The sequence below is a fragment of the Microbulbifer sp. YPW1 genome (assembly GCF_013367775.1).
Lineage (GTDB): Bacteria > Pseudomonadota > Gammaproteobacteria > Pseudomonadales > Cellvibrionaceae > Microbulbifer.
Genome location: NZ_CP055157.1, coordinates 1,892,068 through 1,913,817, shown reverse-complemented (window position 1 = coordinate 1,913,817; position 21,750 = coordinate 1,892,068). Strand labels below are relative to the sequence as shown.

The window sequence follows — 21,750 nt, the reverse complement described above, 5'->3', positions numbered from 1 at the left end:
CAGTAAGGGTTCAGGGTTAATTCACCCCAGAATACAGGGGCTGGCGATTATGAACAGCCCCCGCCGGGCGATACAGAGCCAGAATGCGAAAAAAGACGTCAGTGACCAGGCGATCCGCCGTCGTCACCCCCTGCCGTGCCATCACCTCCGCTGTCGCCGCCATCGGTGTCACCCTCGCTGGACCAGTCTTCGATCCCAGCCGAACCGCGGCGCTCCGCCTGCGGCTGGTGTGTGGAGTCCTGTGGGGCACCCCCATCCCCGGAAGTATCTGCAGGGGCATTTCCTAGCGCTGCCTCCGTATCTCCCCAGCTGCGCACATGCAGGTCTCGTTGCGGGAACGGAATCTCGATTCCCCGCTGGGTGAACTCCCGCAGCAGCTCAATGTTGTACAGCGCGTTGAGGTCCCCGAGGGAAGACACCGCATTGCTGTTGACCCACACCACCAGCTTGAAATCCAGTGAACTGTCGCCAAACCCGGTGAGCCACACCTCGGTTTTGCGCTGCCAGTTGCTATAGGTCACCGGGACGCGTTCCGCCGCTTCCATGGCCGCCTCCCGCACCACTTCCGGATCGGTACCGTAGGCCACCCCGAAAATCACATGGATGCGACGCACCGGGTCTTCCAGGGTGTGGTTGGTTACCCGCCCGGTGACGAACTCGGAGTTGGGTACCAGAATATCCACATTGTCGCGTGTCGTGATCCGGGTAGAGCGCACATTGATATCGCGGATACGCCCGAACACCCCGGATTCCAGCTCCACCAGATCCCCCACCCGTAGCGGCTGTTCGAACAACAGGATAATGCCGGAAATAAAATTGGAAAAAATTGCCTGCATGCCAAAGCCGATACCCACAGACAGGGCGCCGGCGATCAGTGTCAGCTTGGAAGTATCCAGCCCCACCATGGTGAGAATAATCACGAAGGTGATCAGCACAATGCAGTAATTGAGGATACGCCACAGGGTGTAGGCCCCCTGCTCACTGGTGCGGTTTTTGCGCACCATGCGCCGCAAGATCCAGTTGAGCAAGCGCGAGCAGGCCCAGGCGACGATGATCACCAGGACCATCTGGGCGATATCCTTCAGGGTGATCGGCTGCTCACTGATGGCGAACAGCTCGTAATTGGCCAGGTTGCGCCAGCTGGTGCGCAGATTCCGGAATTGCAGCAGCAGCCGATCGCCCATGGTCTGCCACCAGCCCTGCTGGCGCTGGTAGACAAACAACTGGGCGTTTTCGTAGCGCTGTATATCATCGAGCAGGTCGCGCACACGGCCGAGCCCACTGTCGACCTTTTCAAACTGCCTCCACCACTTGCGCATCGCCTTGCTGTCTTCCCCCACCCAGGCAACGATCTGGCGCTGGCGCACATTGAGCTGTCGATTGAGGTTCTCGTGGACAGTTTCCGCATTGCTCACCAGGTCCTTATCGACCGATAGCTTCTGCTTGTCACCGGCAGGGGCCAGTACATTGTTGATAGCTAATAACAATTCCTGCTTGCGCAATTGCAGGCGGTTTTCCATTGCCTCCACACTGTAATTCATCAACCGGATCTGCTGCTCCATGGTCACGGCGGCATCGGAGCTTTCAAATATCAGGTTGCGGGAATCATTGCGCTCCCGTGTCAGCTCTTCCAGGCTGGACTTTTCTTTGGTGCGGGCTTCCCCCAGCTTCTGCACTGCCTCCTCGCTGTACTGAAGCTCCTTTAGCATTCGTGTCAGCTCTGCATCGGCATATTTCAGCTCTTCATCCCAGGCGGCAATCTGTTCATTGACCATGCTCTGCTCTTCGAGCACCTGAAGATGACTGAGTTGAGCCAGGAAGACATCCAGGGTGGCTTTGAGGTGCTTGGCATCCGCGCGATTCTTATCCCGCAGTTTGCCCACTGTATCCCGCAGGTGGGTCAGAGACAGACTCACCGCCTCGTCCATCTGCGACTTTTCCAGCCTCATACCGGCAAAGCGCTGCCTGCCGCGGGTTACGGCCGCGTCGGAATCTGCCCACTGCAGGACAGTGGGATTTTTCGGGAAGGTGACATCCGGCAAAACGCTGACTTTTTTCAACTCATCACGCTTTTCCCAGATCTTTCGAATACTGTTGAATCGCCCGTCGATGAGTTTGACTTCCTCGGCGAGCTGCGCCTCCTCCGGCAGGTTAGAGCGCCAGTCCTGCCACGCTTTTTCCACCTCCTCAAGCCACGCTGTGCGCTGCTCATGGGTGGCCTCCGGCCACTGGGTCCACCAGTCTGCGGCGAGCTGATTGAAATCGGGAATAACCGGGGTAAATTCTTTCGGCTTCTGGGTGGGAAGTTGCGCCGTAGCCAGCGCAGGGAACAACAAAAACAACAGGCACAGGCATGCCAGAAACGCGCGCAGAGTTATTGCCGCAGAACGGGGGAATTGCGAGCAATGCAGGAAAAAAGTGGCGCCGATAGCTCCCATGTCCGAGACAGTCCCTGTACATCTGGATCGCAGGCGATGCCGACATCAGGCACCGCAGCGGACAACCTGCGCTGAGCGCGCATCTGTATCAGTGTAGATGACAGGGAAACGGTCTCAGCGCCGCCGGTCGTAGCGCTGGATACAGTCGCGATACTCCCGCTGGTAAATGCGCAGCCTCTGGTCCTGCAGGGTGCTGCCCCGGCGTGCGGCATCCGATGCATCCTGGCGACAGGCGGACTCCACCAGCGCGCGGTTGTCGTAGCGCTCGCCGCTGGCATCGTAGGGTGGGCGTGCATTGGCGTAGGGACGCCGCGGACTTCGACGGCGATCGCGGTAGCCCTCCGCTTCGAACAGCGGCACGCCCTCACCGTCCATCGCGTCGGGGTCTACCGCATCGGGGGGATAGGCGCGGGGAATACCGGAGCGGTCGCGCAGGTCATCGAGGTCTTTGTCCGGGTAACCGTATAGGCGGTCCTCGTAGGCGCCGACAAGATCCCCATTGTAGTAGCGCCGCCATTCATAGGGCGGCGTTGTCACGACATAACTGCGTCGCTTCGGCTCATAGCGGTAGAAGGTGCCGGTACCGCTGAGGAAAAAGCGCCACCCATCGATTTCGAACCCGGTACTGCCAGAGGGAACAAACGTCAGTTCCGCGCCCAGCGGAGGCTCCACCCGCAGGTAGCCATCGTCTTCCTTGCGATAGAAATACCCGCCCTCGTAATAGTAAATATTGCCGCTCAGGGTGATCCGGCTGGCGCCCGCCGGCAACTGGCGCTGACGATTGGGATCGCGCCGATACTCCTCCGGCGGCTCCGCGCTGGACAGCCCCGTATCCTGGGCCCGGGTCGCGACAGGAGACATCAACAGCAGTGCACAGCAAGCCCCGCACAACAGCCGCACCTGAAGAGTGTCGTTCGCCGGAGCAGCGATGGGGAATTGTCGGGAAAGGTGAGAGCGGAATCGGAGCATGGGCTGCCTCGCAAGCTACACAATCCGGGGCACGCACGTGCGCGCACCGAAGGCCCCACCCGATTAACTTGAAATACTCAAAGTAAAGTTCAATTGCGATCAAATAGCTGCACGCGACCCCCGCCCGTCGCAACTGAGGCAATACGGGCAGAGGCCGCGTGCGCTTGGTAGCCGGCTGCGCCGCTCTCCCATACTGACCGGCGAACACAGCAGAGCGCACAGACCACCACAGCCCCGCGCTTTTGCTGCTCGGCCGACTACCCCTTCAGTGTAAGGTGCAAACAACAATATCCCACCTTAAGCAAGCAGACCGACCGAACAGTTTTATTCCCTTTTTATTCGTCCCGCAGCGCGCACAGAACCCGCTGCGGGATTACCGTCAACGCAACCCGGAGATCACCTCGCGCAGGGTATTCACGATGGTATCGATCTCGTGGGTCTCGATGATCAGCGGCGGGGACATGCACAGCGCATCGCCAATCCCGCGCGCCATCACACCTGCCTCCCAGGCCAACGCCGACGCCTTGGCACCGAATTTGCCTTTAAGTCCTTCCGGGGCACGCAGCTCGATAGCGCCGACCAGGCCGTAGTTGCGCACGTCGATGACATTGTCAAGATCGGCCAGGGAGTGCAGGGCGTTCTCCCAGTAGCTACCGATATCCCCGGACGCACGGGTCAGCAGTCCCTCGCGATCGTAGATATCCAGCGTCGCCATCCCAGCTGCACAGGCCACCGGATGTGCGGAATAGGTGTATCCATGGAAAAACTCCACCATGCCCTCAGCGGCAGCATCCACCACCGTGTTGTAGATCTTGTCGTTCACGAATACCGCACCCAGCGGCACGGTGGCATTGGTAATGCCCTTGGCAGACGTGATCATATCCGGCGTTACATCGAATTCCTGAGACGCGAACGGAGAACCGGTGCGTCCCCAGCCGGAAATTACCTCGTCAAAAATCAGCAGCAGATCGTGCTGGTCACAGATCTCGCGCAGACGCTTCAGGTAACCCTTGGGCGGTAACACCACACCACCGGCACCGGAGAACGGCTCTACAATCACCGCCGCAATCTGGTCCGCTCCGTGGAACGCCACCAGCCGCTCCAGATCCTCCGCCAGCTCCACACCGTGTTCCGGCAGGCCTTTGGAGAAGGCGTTGCGTTCGATGTCCAGCGTATGACGCATATGGTTGGCTTTTACCGGCTGGCCAAAGCTCTGGTAATTCGGCGCAATACCACCCACGGAAATGCCACCAAAGTTCACCCCGTGGTAGCCCTTCTCACGGCCGATAAACATCGTGCGCGAGCCCTTGCCGCGCGCGCGTTGGTACTGCAACGCAATCTTCAACGCCGACTCCACCGCTTCGGAACCGGAGTTACCGAAAAACACCTTGTTCAGCCCATCCGGCGTGTACTGCACCAGACGCTCCGCGTATTCAAAGCTCAGCTCGTGGCCGAAATTGAAGATGGAGCTGTAATCGAGCTTGCGCGCCTGCTCGGAGATCGCATCGGCGATTTCAGTGCGGCAATGACCGGCATTGGAACACCACAGGCCTGCAGTGGCGTCGATGATCTTGCGACCGGATTTTTCAAACAGGTAAATTCCCTCCGCGCGCTCGACGATACGCGGCGCTGCCTTGAAAGTGCGGTTGGGGGTAAACGGCATCCAGAATGCGTTGGTGTTCAGTTCGGACATGATTTTCTCCGAGTCTAAAAAATTAGAGTCTTTCTAACGTAGTAAATAATTTCGATGCTAAGACAAAGTGCTGGGATTCCCTTTTCGAAAGCGTCGGCAACAGGGAAGTTGCCGACGCAGCGTACAGGGGTGTATTCACAGCGGTTTCGAAAAGTGAAGCCCAGTGCTTTGCCGCCACTGGGCCAGATTAAACACCCCGTGGGGTTCGCCTGCAGGCAGGCGTTTACAGGTTACGCGCCGTAGCAGCAGTACTTGGTTTCGTAAAACTCGGCCATTCCCTCGACACCGCCCTCGCGGCCGATACCGGATTCCTTGCAGCCGCCAAACGGCGCAACGGTGGTAGAGAAGACGCCCGCATTACAGGCCACCATGCCGTACTCCAGCGCCTCAACCACACGATTCGCCCGACGAATGTTTTCACTCATTACATACGCCGCCAACCCGAACGGCGTATTATTGGCGCGCTGAATCACGTCATCTTCATCGCGGAACTTCTGCACTACCGCCAGCGGTCCGAAAATTTCCTCCTGTGCGATGCGCATATCATCGTGCACCTCGGTCAGCAGCGTCGGCGCATAGTAATTCTCGCCATTGGGCAGGAAATCACCACCCAGCAAAAGGCGCGCCCCGTTGGCCACCGCCTCTTCAACCAGACCGTGTACCCGATCCACCGCACGGCGGAAAATCAGCGGACCAAATGTAGTCCCCTCTTCCAGGCCATGCCCCGGCTGCAACTTTTCCATCTGCACGCGCAACTTATCCACAAATGCATCGTGCACCGACTCGTGCACATAGATCCGGTTTGTAGACACACAAGTCTGGCCCGCGTTACGCATCTTTGTGGCAATACAGGCAGTCACCGCCACATCGATATCCGCATCGTCGAACACGATAAACGGCGCATTGCCCCCCAGCTCCATGGACATCTTTTTGATGGTGCTCGCGCACTGGGCCATCAACAGCTTGCCTACCGGAGTGGAGCCGGTAAAAGTGAACTTCGCCACGCGCGGGTCCTGGGTCAGCACCTTGCCGATGGCTGCGGAGTCCGTGCCGACAACCACGTTCAGGGTGCCCGCCGGCAACCCGGCCTGCTCCGCCAGCGCACACAGCGCCAGCGCCGACAGCGGCGTTTCTGAAGCCGGCTTGATGACTACCGGACAACCCGCCGCCAGCGCGGGTGCCGCCTTGCGGGTAATCATTGCATTGGGAAAATTCCACGGCGTAATACAGGTGACCACACCCACCGGCTGGCGGATGGTGTGCAGGCGCATCGCCGGATTGTGGGTTGGGATCGTCTGGCCGTAGGCGCGACGACACTCCTCCGCGTACCACTCGATGTAGGAGGCGCCGTAATCGATCTCCCCCAGCGCCTCCGCCAGCGGTTTGCCCTGCTCCAGGGTCAGGATCCGCGCCAGATCTTCACGGTTTTCCACAATCAGCTGGTACCAGCGCTTCAGCACCGCCGCGCGTTCGCCGGCGGTCTTGCGGCTCCATTCGGGAAAAGCTCCATGGGCGGCAGCGACTGCCTGCTCCGCATCGGCGGCACTGCCATCGGCGATTTCCGCCAGCACAGAGCCATTTGCGGGGTCAGTAACCGCCAACTTGCTCTCGCCATCTCGCCACTCACCGGCGACAAAGTTTTGGGTTTTCAACAAGGCCAGGTTTTGTACAGAAGCGTTCAGTACCATCGAATATTCCTACAGATCAAGCAAAATCAGTCAACAGCTCGATTCTGGACCCGTAGTCGGGTTAAGAATAGTAGATTCTCTGAAACTAAAATTTACGTTTTCCAAACTTTCATTTAACCTGAACGCAGACCTGAGCAACCGGTGACCAGCATGGCCCCTGCAAATAAGCCCGGCCCCAGACAGACCGCCAAACATGCCTTCTCCGGCCGCTTCAGCGATATGGACCTGCGCTTGCTGCGTGTCTTCCGCGAAGTAGTGCGCGCGGGTGGGCTGGCCGCAGCGGAAGTAGCGCTCAATATCAGCCGCTCAACCATCAGCGTGTACCTCTCGGACCTGGAAACGCGACTCGGTATGCAGCTTTGTATTCGCTCCCGGGGCCGCGCCGATTTCAAGCTGACCCCCGAGGGCGAAGCGCTCTACCAGGCCATCGAAGAACTGGACGGGCATCTGGCCAGCTTCAGAAGCCAGGTCAACGCCATCCAGTCACAGCTCACCGGACAATTGCGAATCGTCCTACCCGACGACATGCTCGCCATGCCCCAGCTGGACATGCCCGCCACCATCGCCCATTTGCGAGACCGCGCACCCCAGCTGCAACTGGAAATCAAACTAGCCGCGCCCCAGGAACTGGAACTGGAAATCCTCGGCGGCCGCGCGGATGTCGGTATCAACCCCCTGCACTCCCGTCGCCCCGGCCTCAGCTATCACCCCCTCTTCAGCCACCAGTCTCTACTCTACGCCTCCGTCAGCCATCCGTGCGCAAGCCTGCCTGAAACCGATGAGGAGATGATCACCCAGCAGGAACTTGCCGCTCCCGATCACGCCGTCCTGTCAGGGGCTGCGCACCTGTACAGGCTGTTCCCACACAAGAGCATTGCCAACCATATGGCCGCACGGCTGGCGATGATCTTATCTGGCAAATTCATCGGTTTTTTGCCGGCATACCTGGCGGAAGAATATGTTGAAAGAGGGCAACTGGTTACACTTAACCCCGACAGGTTCCGCTATCAGATACAAAATGCCCTGACGTTCAAGAGCAGCGCAGCGGAACAACCCGCAGTGCAACTATTCCTGGAGCTTCTGGTGGTAAACGGGTAACCACAGGACATGACAGAGCCGAACAGAGACCAGAAAAACTGAAAATTTCAAGGAATACCTACGACCGCGAAACGGGAACGGGAAAATGAACAGGGAAAACTTTCTAAACGAAGTGGAGCGCCGCTTTACGTTTGCCTTCAAGGCGTCCAAAAGTGGCCACCCCATACCGGACATAGAGCGCCATCGCCTTCAGGGGTTTATGCAAGCCGGGGTGTTTTTGGGGCTCTGTAATCGCAGTGAACTCAATACAATTATGGAAAATACGCATATGCGTATATTTCACAAGTCCATTGAGGAGCGAAAGCTGAGCGCGCCGGTTTCCTGGATTTACGAGGAAACCGACTACAGCATTTACGATACGCCGGCGTTTACACGAAGAAGTTGACGGAGAAAAGGCCGAGAACCCTTGTAGCGCCGTGAGCAATCGGCGCCGCCATAGATGGACTAACCTTTCCGACAAGCTCCGCCCCGAAAGGTCAACCCATGTTGAAAGATACGCAAGGCAACCCGCTGACTGGCGCCACGGCAGATACCGCTGATCTCTATGAAAAAGGGATGCGGGCATTCAACCTGTATAGTGAAGACCCGTTTCCGTATCTGGAGCAAGCCATCGCGCAGGCACCAGAATTCGTTATGGCCCACCTGCTGAAAGCCTATATGTACGCCACGGCCACTGAGCCGGAGGCAACACAGGCCGCGCGCGCGGTACTCGACACTGCCCGCAAACTCCCTATGAGTGACCGGGAAGCTTCACATGTTGTTGCACTACAGCAGCTAATCGCCGGCAATTGGCACGCTGCCGCAGAACATCTCGATTTTCACAATGCACGCTACCCGCACGATCTGGTCGCTATCCAGTGCGGTCACCTGATGGACTTTTACCGTACCAACGGCCGCAATCTGCGAGATCGAATCGCGCGGGTGTTACCGCACTGGTCCGCCGAGATCCCCGGTTATTCCCTGCTCCTGGGGATGTATGCATTCGGACTCGAGGAGTGCGCTGAATATGCCCGCGCGGAAGAATACGGCCACCGCGCTATAGATCTGGAACCCTTCGATTGTTGGGCACATCACGCGGTGACGCACGTGCTGGAAATGCAGGGTCGTGCCAAGGACGGTGTCGCCTGGATGGAATCCCGGGAGCCCTTCTGGGCTGGCAGGGAAAATTTCTTCAAGGTTCACAACTGGTGGCACCGGGCACTGTTTCACCTGGATCTTGAAGAGATTGACCAAGCGACCGCGCTCTACGATCAAAAGGTACGCGCCGATTCCAGCTCCATGGCACTGGATCTGGTGGATGCTTCAGCACTGCTGTGGCGCCTGTGGATGCTGGAGGTGGATGTCACCTCGCGCAGCAAAGAGGTTGCCGCTTGCTGGCTGCCCCTCGCCGATGGGCATACCTACCCGTTCAATGACTGGCATGCGGTGATGGCCTACCTGGGCGCCGGACAAACCGAGCAGGTGGATGCGGTCATCAACAAGCTGCGCGAACAAACAGATTCACGAAACGATGTGGAACGCTGGGCCGGCCAGACCGGCCTGCCACTGGTAGAAGGGTTTACCGCCTTCGCGCGCGGTCGTTATGCTGAGGCCGTGCACCACCTGCACGGCGCTCGCTATATATTCCAGCAGTTTGGTGGTAGCCATGCGCAGCGCGACATCATCGACTGGACGCTCGCAGAAGCCGCCATTCGCAGCGGTGAACGCGCCCTCGCGGAAGCATTCGCCAACGAACGGCTGGCGCAAAAACCGGATAGCCCGATGCAGTTGGCAACCCTGTTGCGCGCCACACAGCTGCCCAGATAGTGTGTCGCCGCGGTGCTGCCAGCAAGTACAGCACCGGGCAGACTCCCTCGCCACCCCCTGCGCCCACTTTATCCTCGCAAACTCACCTTGTCGGGTTTTACCCCAACCGGCGCACCCTCTAAAATGCTGGGCCTCGCCTCTATCCTGGTGGGACAGGAGCGCAACCTTGCGCTTTTCATCTTTTACCTCGAGCTGCCGAAACCCGGTCAGGTAAAAGGTAAACCCTGCCCGGACAAGCTAAAGGAGAGCGAAGCGCAGTGGTAGGCTTATACCGAAGCACCGGTCCTACACGAACGTTGAGACATAGGAAGTTCACAACAATGTACACCCCCAAACACTTTGCCATCTCAGACCAGCAGGAGCTGTTGCGGTTTATGAAACGCAATGCCTTCGGCCAGTTGATCTCCAGTCACAACGATCGCCCCGAGGCCACCCATTTACCATTCTTGCTGTCACAGGATGGGGAACGCCTGCTATGCCACTTGGCCCGTCAGAATCCGCAACTGGACTCCATCGATGAGCGACAGGTACTGATCATCTTCAACGGTCCCCATGCGTATATCTCGCCACGCTGGTATCACTCAGCGGGTGTGCCAACATGGAACTATCAGTCGGTACACGTCTATGGAACCGCCCGTACATTCAGCGATGAAGAACGATTGATGTCGGTGGTCAACCAGCTTTCCGATAAATACGAGGCCGGCGCCGAAAATCCCTGGCAGCCTGACTACTCTCCGAAAATGCTGCGCGCGATTGTCGGTGTGGAAATTGAAATCACCGAGATTCAGGGAAAATACAAATTAAGCCAGAACCGGCCATCAGAAGACCGACAGCGCGTGGTGGAAGCACTGCAGGCGCAAGGCGAAACTGCCATGGCCGAAGCCATTGAACAATGGAGTACACCTTGAGCGTTACCACTTACTATCTGGAAATGAGCGACCGCACCCAACTGAATGCCAAGCCCTGCCCTGCAGGGCTGTCGGTAATGGAAGCCGAAGAAAAGGAGTTTCGATTCAATCGCTATCTGTACCAGCTGGTGGGCGAGCCCTGGCAATGGAATGACAAGCTGAAAGAACCCGACAAGACCTGGCAGGACTATGCCGAACGCGATGCCCTGCGCACATGGGTGGCCTACTACCGCGGCGCAATCGCCGGTTATTTTGAGCTGGAAAAACAGACCAATAACGACGTCCAGATCGCGTACTTCGGCCTGGCACCGCGGTTTATTGGCCGCGGATTCGGCGGACATCTACTCAGCCGGGCTCTGCAGGAAGCATGGGACTGGGCGCCGTGTAAACGCGTGTGGGTACACACCTGCACCCTCGACCACGAAGGCGCACTCGCCAATTACCAGGCGCGCGGCATGACCATCTATAGCACCGAGGTGGAGACCTGAGCACCGGCGAAATTTTGCCCGACAGAAATAGTGTGTATGTTTTGAATCCGCTCGCCGCGAATTCCGTATCACTTGTGGCGATAATCATCGTCTTCTTTGCCGGTGCCGAGGGTGTTCCCACAACGGTGATGGCAGCTCGTGATTCGAGTTACACACTGTGCACGCCCTGATCAAAACCAGCCTAACAACAGAGGGATCAAGACAATGATCGTGCCGGAATACTGGGCCGAAGCAAAATTACGCGAACGTATTAACGGCTCGCAGGTGACCATCAAGCGTTTTGGCTGGTCGGACGAGAGTGAAGCTGCTGCACAGGCCCACGCAGACGAACGGGCTAAAGAAGCGATGGCGCGTGCGCAGTGTGGCGAGAAGGTGCGACGCATCGATCACAAGGTGGCTTACAACGGCGCCGAGGGCCTGCCAATCCGCGAGGAAATCATCGAAAAGCACGGCGACGTCGTTATCACCCGCAATACCTACGGCGCCCTGTGCCTGAACACGCCGGACGTACTGTTTGCCGATATAGATCTGGATACCTCGCCGCCGGGCACACTGATCCGCGCCGTATTGATCGCCCTGCTTACGGGCGGTGCTGTTGCGGCTTACTGGTATCAGTCCTGGTGGATATTGCTGGTTTTCGCAATTCTGGGGATGTCGCTCACCGCCGTGATCAGCAAATTTCTGCATCACCTATATGTCCGCATCAAGGGCGGTGCGGAAGAGCGCGCGCTTGGAGTCATCGAGGACTACGCCAACAAGCACCCGCAGTCACACTTGCGGCTCTACCGCACGCCCATGGGCTTTCGCGTACTGGCCATGCACAAGACTTTTGAGCCCGGCAGTGAGGAAGCAACCCAGTTGCTGCATGAGCTAAATGCGGACCCCCTGTATGTCCGCATGTGTACCAACCAGCATTGCTTCCGCGCCAGAGTCAGTCCCAAACCCTGGCGCATTGGCATGGGGCGACTGGGGCCACGCCCCGGGGTATGGCCGATCCGCAGCGAGCGCATGTCGGCACGCGCGCGGTGGGTAAAGAATTACAACAAGCTGGCAGATGCATTTTCTGCCTGCCGCTTTGTGCGCACCCTCGGCAGTGGCAGCACAATCATGAAGACCCGCGAGGTTCAATCCCTGCACGACCAGATGAGCCGTGCCGATGCCAACCTGAAGCTTGCCTGAGGGAAATAACACCGCCTATGAATATCGGAATTTTCATTTACCCGGATGCCGAGGTCCTCGACTTCTCCGGGCCGTTCGAGGTGTTTTCCACCGCGAATCGCTTGTCGAGCATCGCAGAACAATTTATACCGCTGCTGATAGCGGAAACCCTGGATCCTGTGGCTGCACGTGGCGGATACAGCGTAAACCCCCGCTGCACGATACACGACCACCCGCCATTGGATGTCCTGATCGTTGCCGGCGGTGTGCATACAGAAGTCATGAAAAACACTGCGGTTACCGACTGGGTCACGCGCATCGCCCGGAGCGCACAACTGGTGGCGTCGGTATGCACCGGGGCATTCGTTCTGGCCGAGGCAGGGCTATTAAGCGGTCTTTCTGCGACCACGCACTGGGAAGATATTCCGGAACTCAAATCTGCCTACCCGGATGTCGCCGTGATCGAACAGCAGCGCTGGGTAGACCAGGGACAGATCGTTACCTCCGGCGGTATTTCTGCGGGTATCGACATGAGCCTGCATCTTGTTGCACGGCTCGCGTCCGTGGCGCTGGCAGAACGCACCGCGCGGCAAATGGAATTCGACTGGCGACACAATACTGAGGACTGAGATGCAGGTAGAGATCGTAACCTTCCCACAAACCCCGGTGGCCATGGTCGAGCACTTGGGACCACCGGAGCGGGAACACGAGTCCATTATGCGCCTGGTGGCCTGGCGCAAAGCCAACGGCTTGTCGCCATCGAACAGGCACCGCAGTTACGGACTGCACTATAACGATCCTTCCGCGGTACCACCTGCGGAGTACCGGGTGGACCTGTGCGTATCGTTTGAGGGCGACATCACGCCCAATGCATTCGGTGTTATTGGCAATGTGATTCCACAGTTGCGCTGCGCACGCGCAAGGCACCTGGGATCACGCCATCGGGTAACCACTGCAGACTATCTTTATCGCGAGTGGCTGCCTCGTAGCGACGAGCAGATGGCGGACTATCCGATTATTTTTCACTACGTGAACGTCGGCCCGGATATTCGGGAAGAGGATATGATTACCGACGTCTATATCCCCCTGCGCGAGAAGTAATTGGCGATGAACAAATTATCTGAAAAGCAAAAAGATGCTCGCAGAAAAAATGTACAGACCGGCGGACCCGGAGCTGGTGGAACGCCGTTTGTGGGCGTAACACTAGGCAACCATGTTGTGGCCGCTTCAGGTGCCGTCGTTACGAAAAGCTTTGGCGATAAAGTGGTCATTGCCGGCAATCCAGCGAAGGTAATCCGTACCATTTAGGTCCGATTCTGCAAACGTATTCTCACAAACCCAGCCCTGCGCTGAAAAACCCGCCACTTTCCGCCCCCTCTTTTATCGTACAAAAATACAATATTAGTTAGAATCCTGCGTCCGCGGATGTGCTCCGCGGTACATAGCTGCCTGTAACGCGCTGTAGCCTCCCATCACTTCTGTATTCCGATGTCAGGTTGTCGTTTGAAGTCTCGCGGCTTCACAACAGTGAAGGTGCATCGTCCTCGATGCGCTCCAACCCAAAATAATTAAATAAGACAAGGAACTAGATGATGAGAAGAGTCTTTTTCTCAATTGCATTGGTGCTGTTATGCGCCAATGCGTCGGCACTGGACAATGGCAGGTATGTCATCGTCTCCAAACTTAACGGTAACGCTCTGGACGTCGACAGTTTCGACACCGCAGACGGCGCCAACGTGATGACCTGGTTTACCCTGGGTTACAACAACCAGCAGTTTGATATCACCCAACTGAGTGACGGCAGTTATTCCATTCGCCCGGTACACAGCAACAAGTCTCTGGATGTCTGGGAGTGGAACGCGGAGGACGGCGCGGAAGTGCGGCAGTGGACTTATAATGGTGGAGATAACCAGCGCTGGTGGATCGACCCCCAGGGCGGTGGTTACTTCTCAATTATCTCCAAGTTCAGCGGTAAAGCCATCGATGTATGGGAAGCGAGTATGTACGCCGGCGCCGATGCCCGCCTGTACACGTACTGGGGCGGCCCGGGTCAGTTGTGGACTCTGCAAAGAGTCGGCAGCTCCAGTGAGTGTTATGCCGGTGCAACGCTTACTCATCGCTTTGTAGACTGTGGCGGCAAGACCATTGGTCTCAGCTGCTCCGGTGACAGCGAAAGTCAACCGCCAGTACTCACCCTGCACAATTCCTCCATCCGCAATGTGAAACTGGCGGCCAACGGTGGCTCCGACGGCATCCACTGTACCGCCGGCAACTGCACCCTGGCGGATGTGCAATGGCACGATATCTGTGAAGATGCGGCCACCAACAAGTCCGAGGGTGGAACCATGACCATCGTCGGCGGCCACGTTTACAACTCTGCAAGCGGCGGTTACGGCGGTAAGCCAGATAAAATCTTCCAGCACAACTCCAAAAACAGCACCACCATTGTTAGCGGCGGCTTTACCGCATATGGCCAAAATGGAAAGCTTTGGCGCTCCTGTGGTAACTGCACCAACAACGGCGGGCCGCGTAACCTGCTGGCATACGACGTGAACGTCGATGGCGATATCGGCTCCATTGCCGGTGTGAATCGCAACTACGGTGATGTAGCCACCATCAGGGATCTGCGTATCCGGAACTACCGCGCGGGTGATCCCAAGGTGTGCGAGGAATACCGGGGTGTGCAGAAAGGCAGCTCGTCCACCAAGTACGGGGAATACTGGAACACCTACAGCTGTAACGTGTCCCGTTCCGACGTAAGCGGGCTCTGATACGCCGCTTTGCGTTAACCTTTCGAGACCGGGCATCCCGCCCGGTCTTTTCATTCTCCAGAGAATAGAGTTGGAGTCGGTGCGGCTGGATGAATACACCGGAAAGCGCTTTGCCTTTTTCAGCGATCCGGATGGATTGCCGCTGGAACTTTACGAACTATAAAGCGGCAATAAAAAAAGGGGAGCCAGGCCCCCCTTAAACTACCCCACCAATCAGCGGGTTAAACGGCTTGCTATCAAGGTGTTGCCTTAGCGGCAGTACCCGAAGACGCATGCGTCTTATTCTTCACCATCGCGTTGCCCTGGATTTTCGCATTGTCGCCCTTGGACGGCTTCAGCTCCGCGAGCATATTTTTCATCTGGTTGTACTCGGCCTCGCTGGTCAGCTCCAGCATCAGCGGCTGAGCCACCTGCGCGAAATACTCCGCGTCTTTCTGGTTGTACAGTTCTTGGGCCATCCACTGGGCGATGTGCAGTTCGCGGGGTGCGCGCAGGTAAGCCTGCTCGAGCATTTCGACATACTGCTTTTTCGGGTAACCCAGCATTTCCATGGTGATGGCCAGGCCGTACCAGTTCATCGCCTGGTCTGCGTGGTTGTTCACCAGATTCACAAACTGGTCGCGGGCCTTTTTCAGCATTTCCTTGCTGCGGTCGCCACCGAAGGAACTGATTTCCCGATTCAGCCACAACCACGCCTGGGCTTTCTGGTACCAGAAGTTGTTGCGATCGGACGGCGGCACACGCGCGAGCAAATGGACAGCGCTGTCAAAATCACCCACACGAGTAGCCGCATCGGCGCGAACCGCAGTGAGTTCGGATGTGTACAAGTCGTTGCGCTCGGCGTACTTCACCATCGGCTCCAGGCTCGCGAGGTTGTAACCGGACTTCACCAGGAAGCGCGCGAGTTCAACCACGGTCTGCTGGCCGCTCATTGCCTTTACCTTGGGACGCACGGACTTGAAGTTAGCCGGCACCTCGCCGCGGGCCATGTCAAAGCGACCGTCCTGGAACTGTGCGTTGTACACCTTCTCGATCTCACCGATCGACATGCCCAGGTTTTTGCTCAGCGCCTCAACCGGATCGGCACCGTTGTTGTAATCCTTGACGAACTGCTTGAACTCTTCGGTCTTGCCACTCTTCATGACAATCCAGTGGGCCAGCATCCAGCCACTGGCATACACACGGCCTTTCTCTTCATCCGGTGTGTTGTGCACCGTAGCGCGCAGCAGTTCCTGCAGGGGCACCGGCGCGGTGTACAGCAGGGTCATGGCGCGCTCACCGGGGATAGCACCGATCTGATAAGCGCGGCCGGGACCAAAGGTCATGGTGGACATGAATTCCGCGAAACCTTCGCTGTACCAGTAGGGGTAGTGCGTGGTGGTGCCGTTGTAGCTCAGGAAGTGGGTGTATTCGTGGAACAGGAATTCCCGCGCTTCCAGCTGACGCTCACCGGTACGACCGTCCAGGTTCACCAGGGCATAACTGCCCTCGGCGGTGGTATCGAACAGACCGTTGGTCAGCTCGGACAGATCGTCGCCCACCAGACCCGCGTAGCTTTCGCGGTCGGCAGCAGCGTAGATGGTCAGCTTGGCGCCATCATCGTTTGCGCCCAGCAGGCTCAGAGCCACCGCGCGGTAGCGCTCCAGATCTTCCGCCAGAGAGCGCACGGCCCCCGGGTCACCATTGGTGACGATGCGAAAGTTAGCGCTGTCAATTTCGTACCAGGTGTCTGCCGCCAGGTTATCTGCCAGCGTTTTGCTCGCAAAAAGTAATGCGCTGGAAAATAGGACTATGGAAGCAATGAATCGTGAAAACATATTCGGGCCACCCGTGGTTTCGCTAAAAGTGCAATTGGCCGTTTTTTAAACAACCTTGCGCGAAAAGCCACAATACCGGTTTTCACTGTTTAAAAAAAGAACAATCTTAAAGGAGAACCTGTAATTCACCCTGTGCATAAGGCGGTCACGAACACCTGGTCATAAGCAGTCACAAAATGACCGAAAAGTTCTGAGTTTAGTGACACGACACTGACCGAGAACAAATTCACAGTCACAAAACATCGGGGATTTTCTCGCCCGATCCACCACCTAAACTCGGGTGACCCGCCCAATCCACGGATTCGGTCGGGGCGATGAACAAAAAATAACGAAGTAATAAAGACAATAAATACCGAGAGAAAACCATGAACACATCCGCCCTGCCGGCACTGCTCGCCGGCGTCCTGTTAATGGCCAGCACCCTGTTCGGCGCGCAACGCGCCCACGCAGACCCTATCTTTATTGCCGACCTGGATATCGTCAGTTTCGATGGCACCGAGATAGACGCCAACCTGTTTGTACCCGACACCCCCGCACCCGCCGGCGGCTATCCCACGGTACTGTTCACCAACAGTTGGGTTCTGGATAAACACCAGTACCTGCTGCAGGCCAAAGCCCTGGCAGAAAACGGCTACCTGGTGATGAGCTACTCCACCCGCGGCTTCGGCGCCTCCGGCGGCACCGTCGACGTTACCGGTCCGGCCACCATTGCCGATGGCAAGGTGCTGATCGACTGGCTCGAGGCAAACTACCCCGTGGGCAAGCTGGGCGCCGCCGGTATCTCCTACGGCGCTGGCACCTCCCTGGTACTGGCCGCCCAGGACCCGCGCATAGACGCGGTTGCCGCGCTCTCGGGCTGGTCCGATATCGTCGAGGGGCTCTACCCCAACGAGACCGTCAACCTGGTGTGGGGCTCACTGCTGACCCTTACCGCATTCAATCTGGACACCTCGGTGGACGTCATCTGGAGCAACCTGCGCAGCGGCACCGATATCGACAGTGTGTATAACTTTGCCGCCCCGCGTTCCGCCCTCAGCTATGTGGATAACCTCAACGCCAACGGTACCGCAGTGCTGATGTCCAACAACTTTGCCGATTACCTGTTCAAGCCCAACAGCATGACCCAGCTGTACAGCCTGCTCGACGGGCCGAAAAAACTCCTGCTCAACCCCGGCACCCACGCCGTGGGCGAAACCCTGGGCGGTAACGAAGGCCATATCTGGGCCACCAGCTTCCGTTGGTTCGATCACTACCTGAAGGGCGACGCCAACGGTATCGACAGCGAGCCCAAGGTCGATATGGCGGTGCGCATCAGCAACAAGATCGAACAGTTCGACGACTTTCCGGTGACCGACAAGCGCACCCGCTACTACCTGCACCCGCGGCTCAGTTACTTCAACAACGCCAGCATGAAGACCGGCACCTATAACGGCTGGGGCTGGAACAATGACTTCCACGGCGGTGCCGACACCAAAGCCGGCACCGGCATCCCGGTAATCTCCGATGCCCTCGAAGGCTTCGGCATTCCCGTTTACACGGATATGAATGGCATCAACGGCTACCACGCCATAGAATACAACTCGCCGGTGCACTGGAGCACCTTCAAAATCCGCGGCACCCCGACACTGGAAATGTGGATAAAACCCAGCAAACCCGAAGTCCAACTGCAGGTACACCTGTACGACACCAACCCCCTCGGCTGGGGCCGCCTCATCACCCACGCCCCCATCACCCTGCACGATGCCGCCGTGGGCCAGGCCCAGAAGATCTCACTGGAACTGTTCACCACCTCCTACGATGTGCCGCCCGGACACGTGGTGACGCTGGCGATCGATACCGAGGGCCTCATCTACCAGAAGCCCCGCGATACCTGGTATGAAATTGAAGTGCCCTACAGAAGTAACCGGCAGTCGGTGCTGACGATTCCGCATTTGTAATTCGCACCAACAGAAATCGATAGCGAAGGTGACGCAAGCGAGTACACACATGTGTACCCGCTAGCGTTATCGCCACCAGACTATCTGCAACCTCCACTGAACTGGCGCCCAACTCCGCCTACCCCATCCCCCCTGCAGTTATCCCCAATCAAAACGCTACAATAGAAAAACCCGTGAACCCGAAAAACCAAAGCAAAGATTTATCATGCGAATCCTCACACTTCCGGCCCTTCTCGCCGGGTTGATACTGCTCACCGCCTGCGGAACAGACAATAAAAGCTCAGCGGAAAAACCCGCACAGCAAACCGCCGCCCCCAATGAACAAGCCGCCAGTACCGAAGCGGCCCCCGCGGAATCCAGCGTGGAAGCACAGGCCCCCGCCGGTAAACTGCCCGACGGCGTGCGCCCCACCGCCTATCGCCTCGACCTGAACCTGGACCCGCGCCAGGACCAGTTCGGCGGGCAGGTAGAAATCGACATAGAGATCGACGAAGCCACCGACCACATCTGGATGCACGGCAATAACATCGACGTCACCGATATCAAGGCCCTGGTCCCGGGAAAAGAAGCCCCGGTCTCCGCCCACTACCGGCAAATGCTTGAAAGCGGCGTCGTGCGCGTGGACTTCGCCGGCGGCGTACCCGCCGGAAAAATCACCCTGCGCATCCAGTACCAGGCGCCGTTTGATAAAAACCTCGCCGGCCTGTTCAAGGTCGAAGAAAAAGGCGAGGCCTACGCACTGGCCAAATCCGAATCGATCCAGGCCCGCCGCTTCCTGCCCGGCTTCGACGAGCCAGGGCTCAAGGCCACCTACGACATCAGCCTCACCATTCCCAAAGGCTACAAAGCCATTGGCAATGCGCCGGAAACCAGCCGCACCGACGCCGGCAACGGTATGGGAAAGGTCACCTTCGCACGGACCCGCCCCATGCCTACCTACCTGCTGTCACTCGCGGTGGGCCCCTTCGACGTGGTCGAGCGCCCGGCTATCCCCGCCAACAAATACCGCAAGCACGAATTGCCGCTGCGCGGCTTTGCGCGCAAGGGCCGCGGCAAGGACCTGAAGTACATCCTCGACGTCACTCCCGAAATGCTGCGTATTTTCGAAGAGCAGCTGCAGCGTCCCTACCCGTTCAAGAAACTGGATATCGTCGCCGCACCCCAGTGGCCCAGCGGTGCAACCGAACTCTCCGCCGCCATCACCTATCGCGAGCAGCGCATCCTGGTAGAGGGTGACGAACCTGCACCCGGCCTGCGCCTGGCTCTGCTCGGGGTACACGCCCATGAAATCGCCCACATGTGGTTCGGCAACCTGGTTACCCCACCCTGGTGGGACGACCTGTGGCTGAAGGAGGGCTTCTCAACCTGGGGCACCCCGCTGGTACTCACCCTGATGGAACCAGACGGCGGTCACGACCTGAACGCCGCGGTGCGTGCTATCAGCGCAATGAAGCTGGACTCACTGGCCAGCACCCGCGCCATCCGCGAACCCATCGTGGACAACAACAATATCCGTAACGCCTACGATGCCATCACCTACGCCAAGAGCCTCGGCGTGATCCACATGGTGGATGAATTCTTCGGCGCGGAGACATTCCGCCCGGCACTCGGCCGCTATATCGAAGCTTTTGCCGACGGCGTCGCGGATTCTCCGGACTTCTACAAGGTCATCGGTGACGAGACCAACAGCCCGCAGCTCACCGACACCTTCCGGAGTTTTGTCGAGCAGAAAGGTGTTCCGCTGCTGCAGGTCAACATGGATTGCAGCAAGGATGGCGCCGCCGCGGTGCGGATCACGCAGCAGCGCTACAAGCCGCTCGGCTCACCCATCTCCGATAGCGGCCAGCAGTGGAGTATTCCGTTCTGTATGCGCAGCAGCTCCGGCATGGCCCAGTGCGAATTCCTGACCGAAAAGGAACAGGTCATCGACATTTCCGGTGGCCAGTGCCCGGAATGGGTTCTGCCCAACGCCAATGGCAGCGGCTACTACCGTTTCTCCATGGATGAAAAGTCATGGCAGGCCCTGCTCGCGCAATTTGCCGAACTGGCGCCCACCGAGCGGCTGTCGGTGATAGATAGCGCCTTCGCCGCTTTTGAAGCCGGTCAGTTGAAATCGAACACGCTGTTTGAGGTGTTGCGCCTGTCCGCAAACTCCGACAAGCGCCAGGTGGTCGAAGCACCGCTCGGCTATCTCGCCAAGTACGCCGACCACTATGTGGAGCCACAGCAGCGGGATAACTGGCAGGCATTTCTCGCCAAGCTCTACCGGGAGAAAGTGAAGTCCCTGCAAGACAGCAGCGACAATGAAAACAAGCTGCTGTACAGCGAGCTGCTCGGTTTCCTCGCGGTGGAAGCCAAGGATGCGGATGCGCGCAAGTTACTACAGCAGAAAGCGGAGAAATTTATCGGCTTTAACCAGTCCCGCGATCCCAAGGCACTCAACTCGGATCTCTACCAGAGCGCACTGACTGTTGCGGTGCAGGATTCCGGCAAGGCATTTGTGGAGAAGCTGATTGAAGTGCGCAACGAACTGGACGATCCCCTGTTCGACAGCGCCAGTGCCAATGCACTGGGGCGCGTGACCGACCCGGCGCTGCTGCACACCGTCCAGCAACTGGCACTCAGCGATGACATGGGTGCACGGGAAGCCTTCGGCCTGATCAGCAATGCCCTGGCTGAACCGGCGCTGCAGGCAAAAAACTGGGACTGGCTGCAGCACAACTTCAGCGCAGTGGTTGCCAAGATCCCGGAACAGTGGCGACGCAACACCCCGCGGTTTGCCGCCAACTTCTGTGATGCCAACACACTGAAGCAGGCTCAGGCGCTGTTTACCCAGCAACAGAAACTGGTGCCGGGCTACCAGCGCGCCCTGTCGCAGACCGAGGAGAGCATCAACCTGTGCGTAGCACTGAAAGATAAAGGGCAGGAACTGGTAGGAAGCTTAAAGTAATTTTCCTTACCATTAAAAATGGCAGCTTC

17 protein-coding genes are annotated in these 21,750 nt (G+C 58.0%); 12 read left to right on the top strand and 5 right to left on the bottom strand.

All coding sequences use genetic code 11. The features are described 5' to 3' along the window. Window positions 1-98 precede the first annotated feature (98 nt). The 4 genes from HUW35_RS08120 to HUW35_RS08105 form a co-directional block, all read right to left on the bottom strand. Window positions 99-2,438 carry a mechanosensitive ion channel domain-containing protein gene (locus tag HUW35_RS08120; protein ID WP_181255078.1) on the bottom strand — a complete coding sequence of 780 codons (2,340 nt, stop codon included), beginning with the start codon at window positions 2,436-2,438 and terminating at the stop codon, window positions 99-101. A 114-nt stretch (window positions 2,439-2,552) separates the two neighbouring features. Continuing rightward, window positions 2,553-3,407 (bottom strand): DUF6515 family protein, encoded by an 855-nt coding sequence (locus HUW35_RS08115; RefSeq protein WP_181255077.1) that lies wholly within the window; start codon window positions 3,405-3,407, stop codon window positions 2,553-2,555. Between the two features lie 379 nt (window positions 3,408-3,786). Beyond that, window positions 3,787-5,100 (bottom strand): aspartate aminotransferase family protein, encoded by a 1,314-nt coding sequence (locus tag HUW35_RS08110; RefSeq protein ID WP_181255076.1) that lies wholly within the window; start codon window positions 5,098-5,100, stop codon window positions 3,787-3,789. 230 nt (window positions 5,101-5,330) lie between these two features. Beyond that, window positions 5,331-6,788, bottom strand: coding sequence for an NAD-dependent succinate-semialdehyde dehydrogenase (locus HUW35_RS08105; RefSeq protein ID WP_181255075.1), 1,458 nt, complete (start codon window positions 6,786-6,788; stop codon window positions 5,331-5,333). A gap of 150 nt (window positions 6,789-6,938) precedes the next feature. Between HUW35_RS08105 and HUW35_RS08100 the strand changes: the two genes are divergently transcribed. From HUW35_RS08100 to HUW35_RS08050, 10 genes are all read left to right on the top strand, one after another. Beyond that, entirely contained in the window at window positions 6,939-7,886 is a 948-nt protein-coding gene (locus HUW35_RS08100; protein ID WP_181255074.1) for a LysR family transcriptional regulator, read from the top strand. 85 nt (window positions 7,887-7,971) lie between these two features. Continuing rightward, window positions 7,972-8,271, top strand: a complete 300-nt coding sequence (locus tag HUW35_RS08095; RefSeq protein WP_181255073.1) for a hypothetical protein — start codon at window positions 7,972-7,974, stop codon at window positions 8,269-8,271. Between the two features lie 98 nt (window positions 8,272-8,369). Continuing rightward, window positions 8,370-9,692, top strand: coding sequence for a tetratricopeptide repeat protein (locus tag HUW35_RS08090; RefSeq protein WP_181255072.1), 1,323 nt, complete (start codon window positions 8,370-8,372; stop codon window positions 9,690-9,692). Window positions 9,693-10,012: 320 nt separating this feature from the next. Beyond that, window positions 10,013-10,600 (top strand): FMN-binding negative transcriptional regulator, encoded by a 588-nt coding sequence (locus HUW35_RS08085; RefSeq protein WP_181255071.1) that lies wholly within the window; start codon window positions 10,013-10,015, stop codon window positions 10,598-10,600. Then, complete coding sequence (locus HUW35_RS08080) at window positions 10,597-11,088, top strand: GNAT family N-acetyltransferase (protein ID WP_255463555.1); 492 nt, start codon at window positions 10,597-10,599, stop codon at window positions 11,086-11,088. Before HUW35_RS08085 ends, HUW35_RS08080 begins: the two co-directional genes overlap by 4 nt. A gap of 204 nt (window positions 11,089-11,292) precedes the next feature. After that, the gene (locus HUW35_RS08075) at window positions 11,293-12,267 is read left to right on the top strand and encodes a hypothetical protein (RefSeq protein ID WP_181255069.1); all 975 of its coding nucleotides are present in this window, start codon (window positions 11,293-11,295) and stop codon (window positions 12,265-12,267) included. 17 nt (window positions 12,268-12,284) lie between these two features. Then, a complete protein-coding gene (locus HUW35_RS08070) occupies window positions 12,285-12,875 on the top strand; it encodes a DJ-1/PfpI family protein (RefSeq protein ID WP_181255068.1) in 591 nt (196 codons plus the stop codon). Window position 12,876: 1 nt separating this feature from the next. Continuing rightward, window positions 12,877-13,347: a GyrI-like domain-containing protein gene (locus HUW35_RS08065; protein WP_181255067.1), complete on the top strand. Its 471-nt coding sequence runs from the start codon at window positions 12,877-12,879 to the stop codon at window positions 13,345-13,347. Window positions 13,348-13,381: 34 nt separating this feature from the next. Then, window positions 13,382-13,447, top strand: a complete 66-nt coding sequence (locus tag HUW35_RS18975) for a maltose acetyltransferase domain-containing protein (protein ID WP_181255610.1) — start codon at window positions 13,382-13,384, stop codon at window positions 13,445-13,447. A 388-nt stretch (window positions 13,448-13,835) separates the two neighbouring features. After that, window positions 13,836-15,017, top strand: coding sequence for an RICIN domain-containing protein (locus HUW35_RS08050; protein WP_255463554.1), 1,182 nt, complete (start codon window positions 13,836-13,838; stop codon window positions 15,015-15,017). A gap of 236 nt (window positions 15,018-15,253) precedes the next feature. Here HUW35_RS08050 and HUW35_RS08045 read toward each other — a convergent pair whose 3' ends face one another. Next, on the bottom strand, window positions 15,254-16,834 hold the full coding sequence (locus HUW35_RS08045; RefSeq protein ID WP_181255066.1) for a hypothetical protein: 1,581 nt from the start codon (window positions 16,832-16,834) through the stop codon (window positions 15,254-15,256). A 365-nt stretch (window positions 16,835-17,199) separates the two neighbouring features. Between HUW35_RS08045 and HUW35_RS08040 the strand changes: the two genes are divergently transcribed. Together HUW35_RS08040 and HUW35_RS08035 are read left to right on the top strand one after the other, a co-directional pair. Continuing rightward, on the top strand, window positions 17,200-18,771 hold the full coding sequence (locus HUW35_RS08040; protein WP_181255065.1) for an alpha/beta fold hydrolase: 1,572 nt from the start codon (window positions 17,200-17,202) through the stop codon (window positions 18,769-18,771). A 205-nt stretch (window positions 18,772-18,976) separates the two neighbouring features. Further along, a complete protein-coding gene (locus HUW35_RS08035) occupies window positions 18,977-21,721 on the top strand; it encodes a M1 family metallopeptidase (RefSeq protein ID WP_181255064.1) in 2,745 nt (914 codons plus the stop codon). The last annotated feature ends 29 nt before the right edge of the window (window positions 21,722-21,750 follow it).

Bases quoted from the DNA above. Each gene is read 5' to 3' on its own strand.
- HUW35_RS08120 (WP_181255078.1), bottom strand. From the start codon at position 2,438: ATGGGAGCTATCGGCGCCACTTTTTTCCTGCATTGCTCGCAATTCCCC.
- HUW35_RS08115 (WP_181255077.1), bottom strand. From the start codon at position 3,407: ATGCTCCGATTCCGCTCTCACCTTTCCCGACAATTCCCCATCGCTGCT.
- HUW35_RS08110 (WP_181255076.1), bottom strand. From the start codon at position 5,100: ATGTCCGAACTGAACACCAACGCATTCTGGATGCCGTTTACCCCCAAC.
- HUW35_RS08105 (WP_181255075.1), bottom strand. From the start codon at position 6,788: ATGGTACTGAACGCTTCTGTACAAAACCTGGCCTTGTTGAAAACCCAA.
- HUW35_RS08100 (WP_181255074.1), top strand. From the start codon at position 6,939: ATGGCCCCTGCAAATAAGCCCGGCCCCAGACAGACCGCCAAACATGCC.
- HUW35_RS08095 (WP_181255073.1), top strand. From the start codon at position 7,972: ATGAACAGGGAAAACTTTCTAAACGAAGTGGAGCGCCGCTTTACGTTT.
- HUW35_RS08090 (WP_181255072.1), top strand. From the start codon at position 8,370: ATGTTGAAAGATACGCAAGGCAACCCGCTGACTGGCGCCACGGCAGAT.
- HUW35_RS08085 (WP_181255071.1), top strand. From the start codon at position 10,013: ATGTACACCCCCAAACACTTTGCCATCTCAGACCAGCAGGAGCTGTTG.
- HUW35_RS08075 (WP_181255069.1), top strand. From the start codon at position 11,293: ATGATCGTGCCGGAATACTGGGCCGAAGCAAAATTACGCGAACGTATT.
- HUW35_RS08070 (WP_181255068.1), top strand. From the start codon at position 12,285: ATGAATATCGGAATTTTCATTTACCCGGATGCCGAGGTCCTCGACTTC.
- HUW35_RS08065 (WP_181255067.1), top strand. From the start codon at position 12,877: ATGCAGGTAGAGATCGTAACCTTCCCACAAACCCCGGTGGCCATGGTC.
- HUW35_RS08050 (WP_255463554.1), top strand. From the start codon at position 13,836: ATGATGAGAAGAGTCTTTTTCTCAATTGCATTGGTGCTGTTATGCGCC.
- HUW35_RS08045 (WP_181255066.1), bottom strand. From the start codon at position 16,834: ATGTTTTCACGATTCATTGCTTCCATAGTCCTATTTTCCAGCGCATTA.
- HUW35_RS08040 (WP_181255065.1), top strand. From the start codon at position 17,200: ATGAACACATCCGCCCTGCCGGCACTGCTCGCCGGCGTCCTGTTAATG.
- HUW35_RS08035 (WP_181255064.1), top strand. From the start codon at position 18,977: ATGCGAATCCTCACACTTCCGGCCCTTCTCGCCGGGTTGATACTGCTC.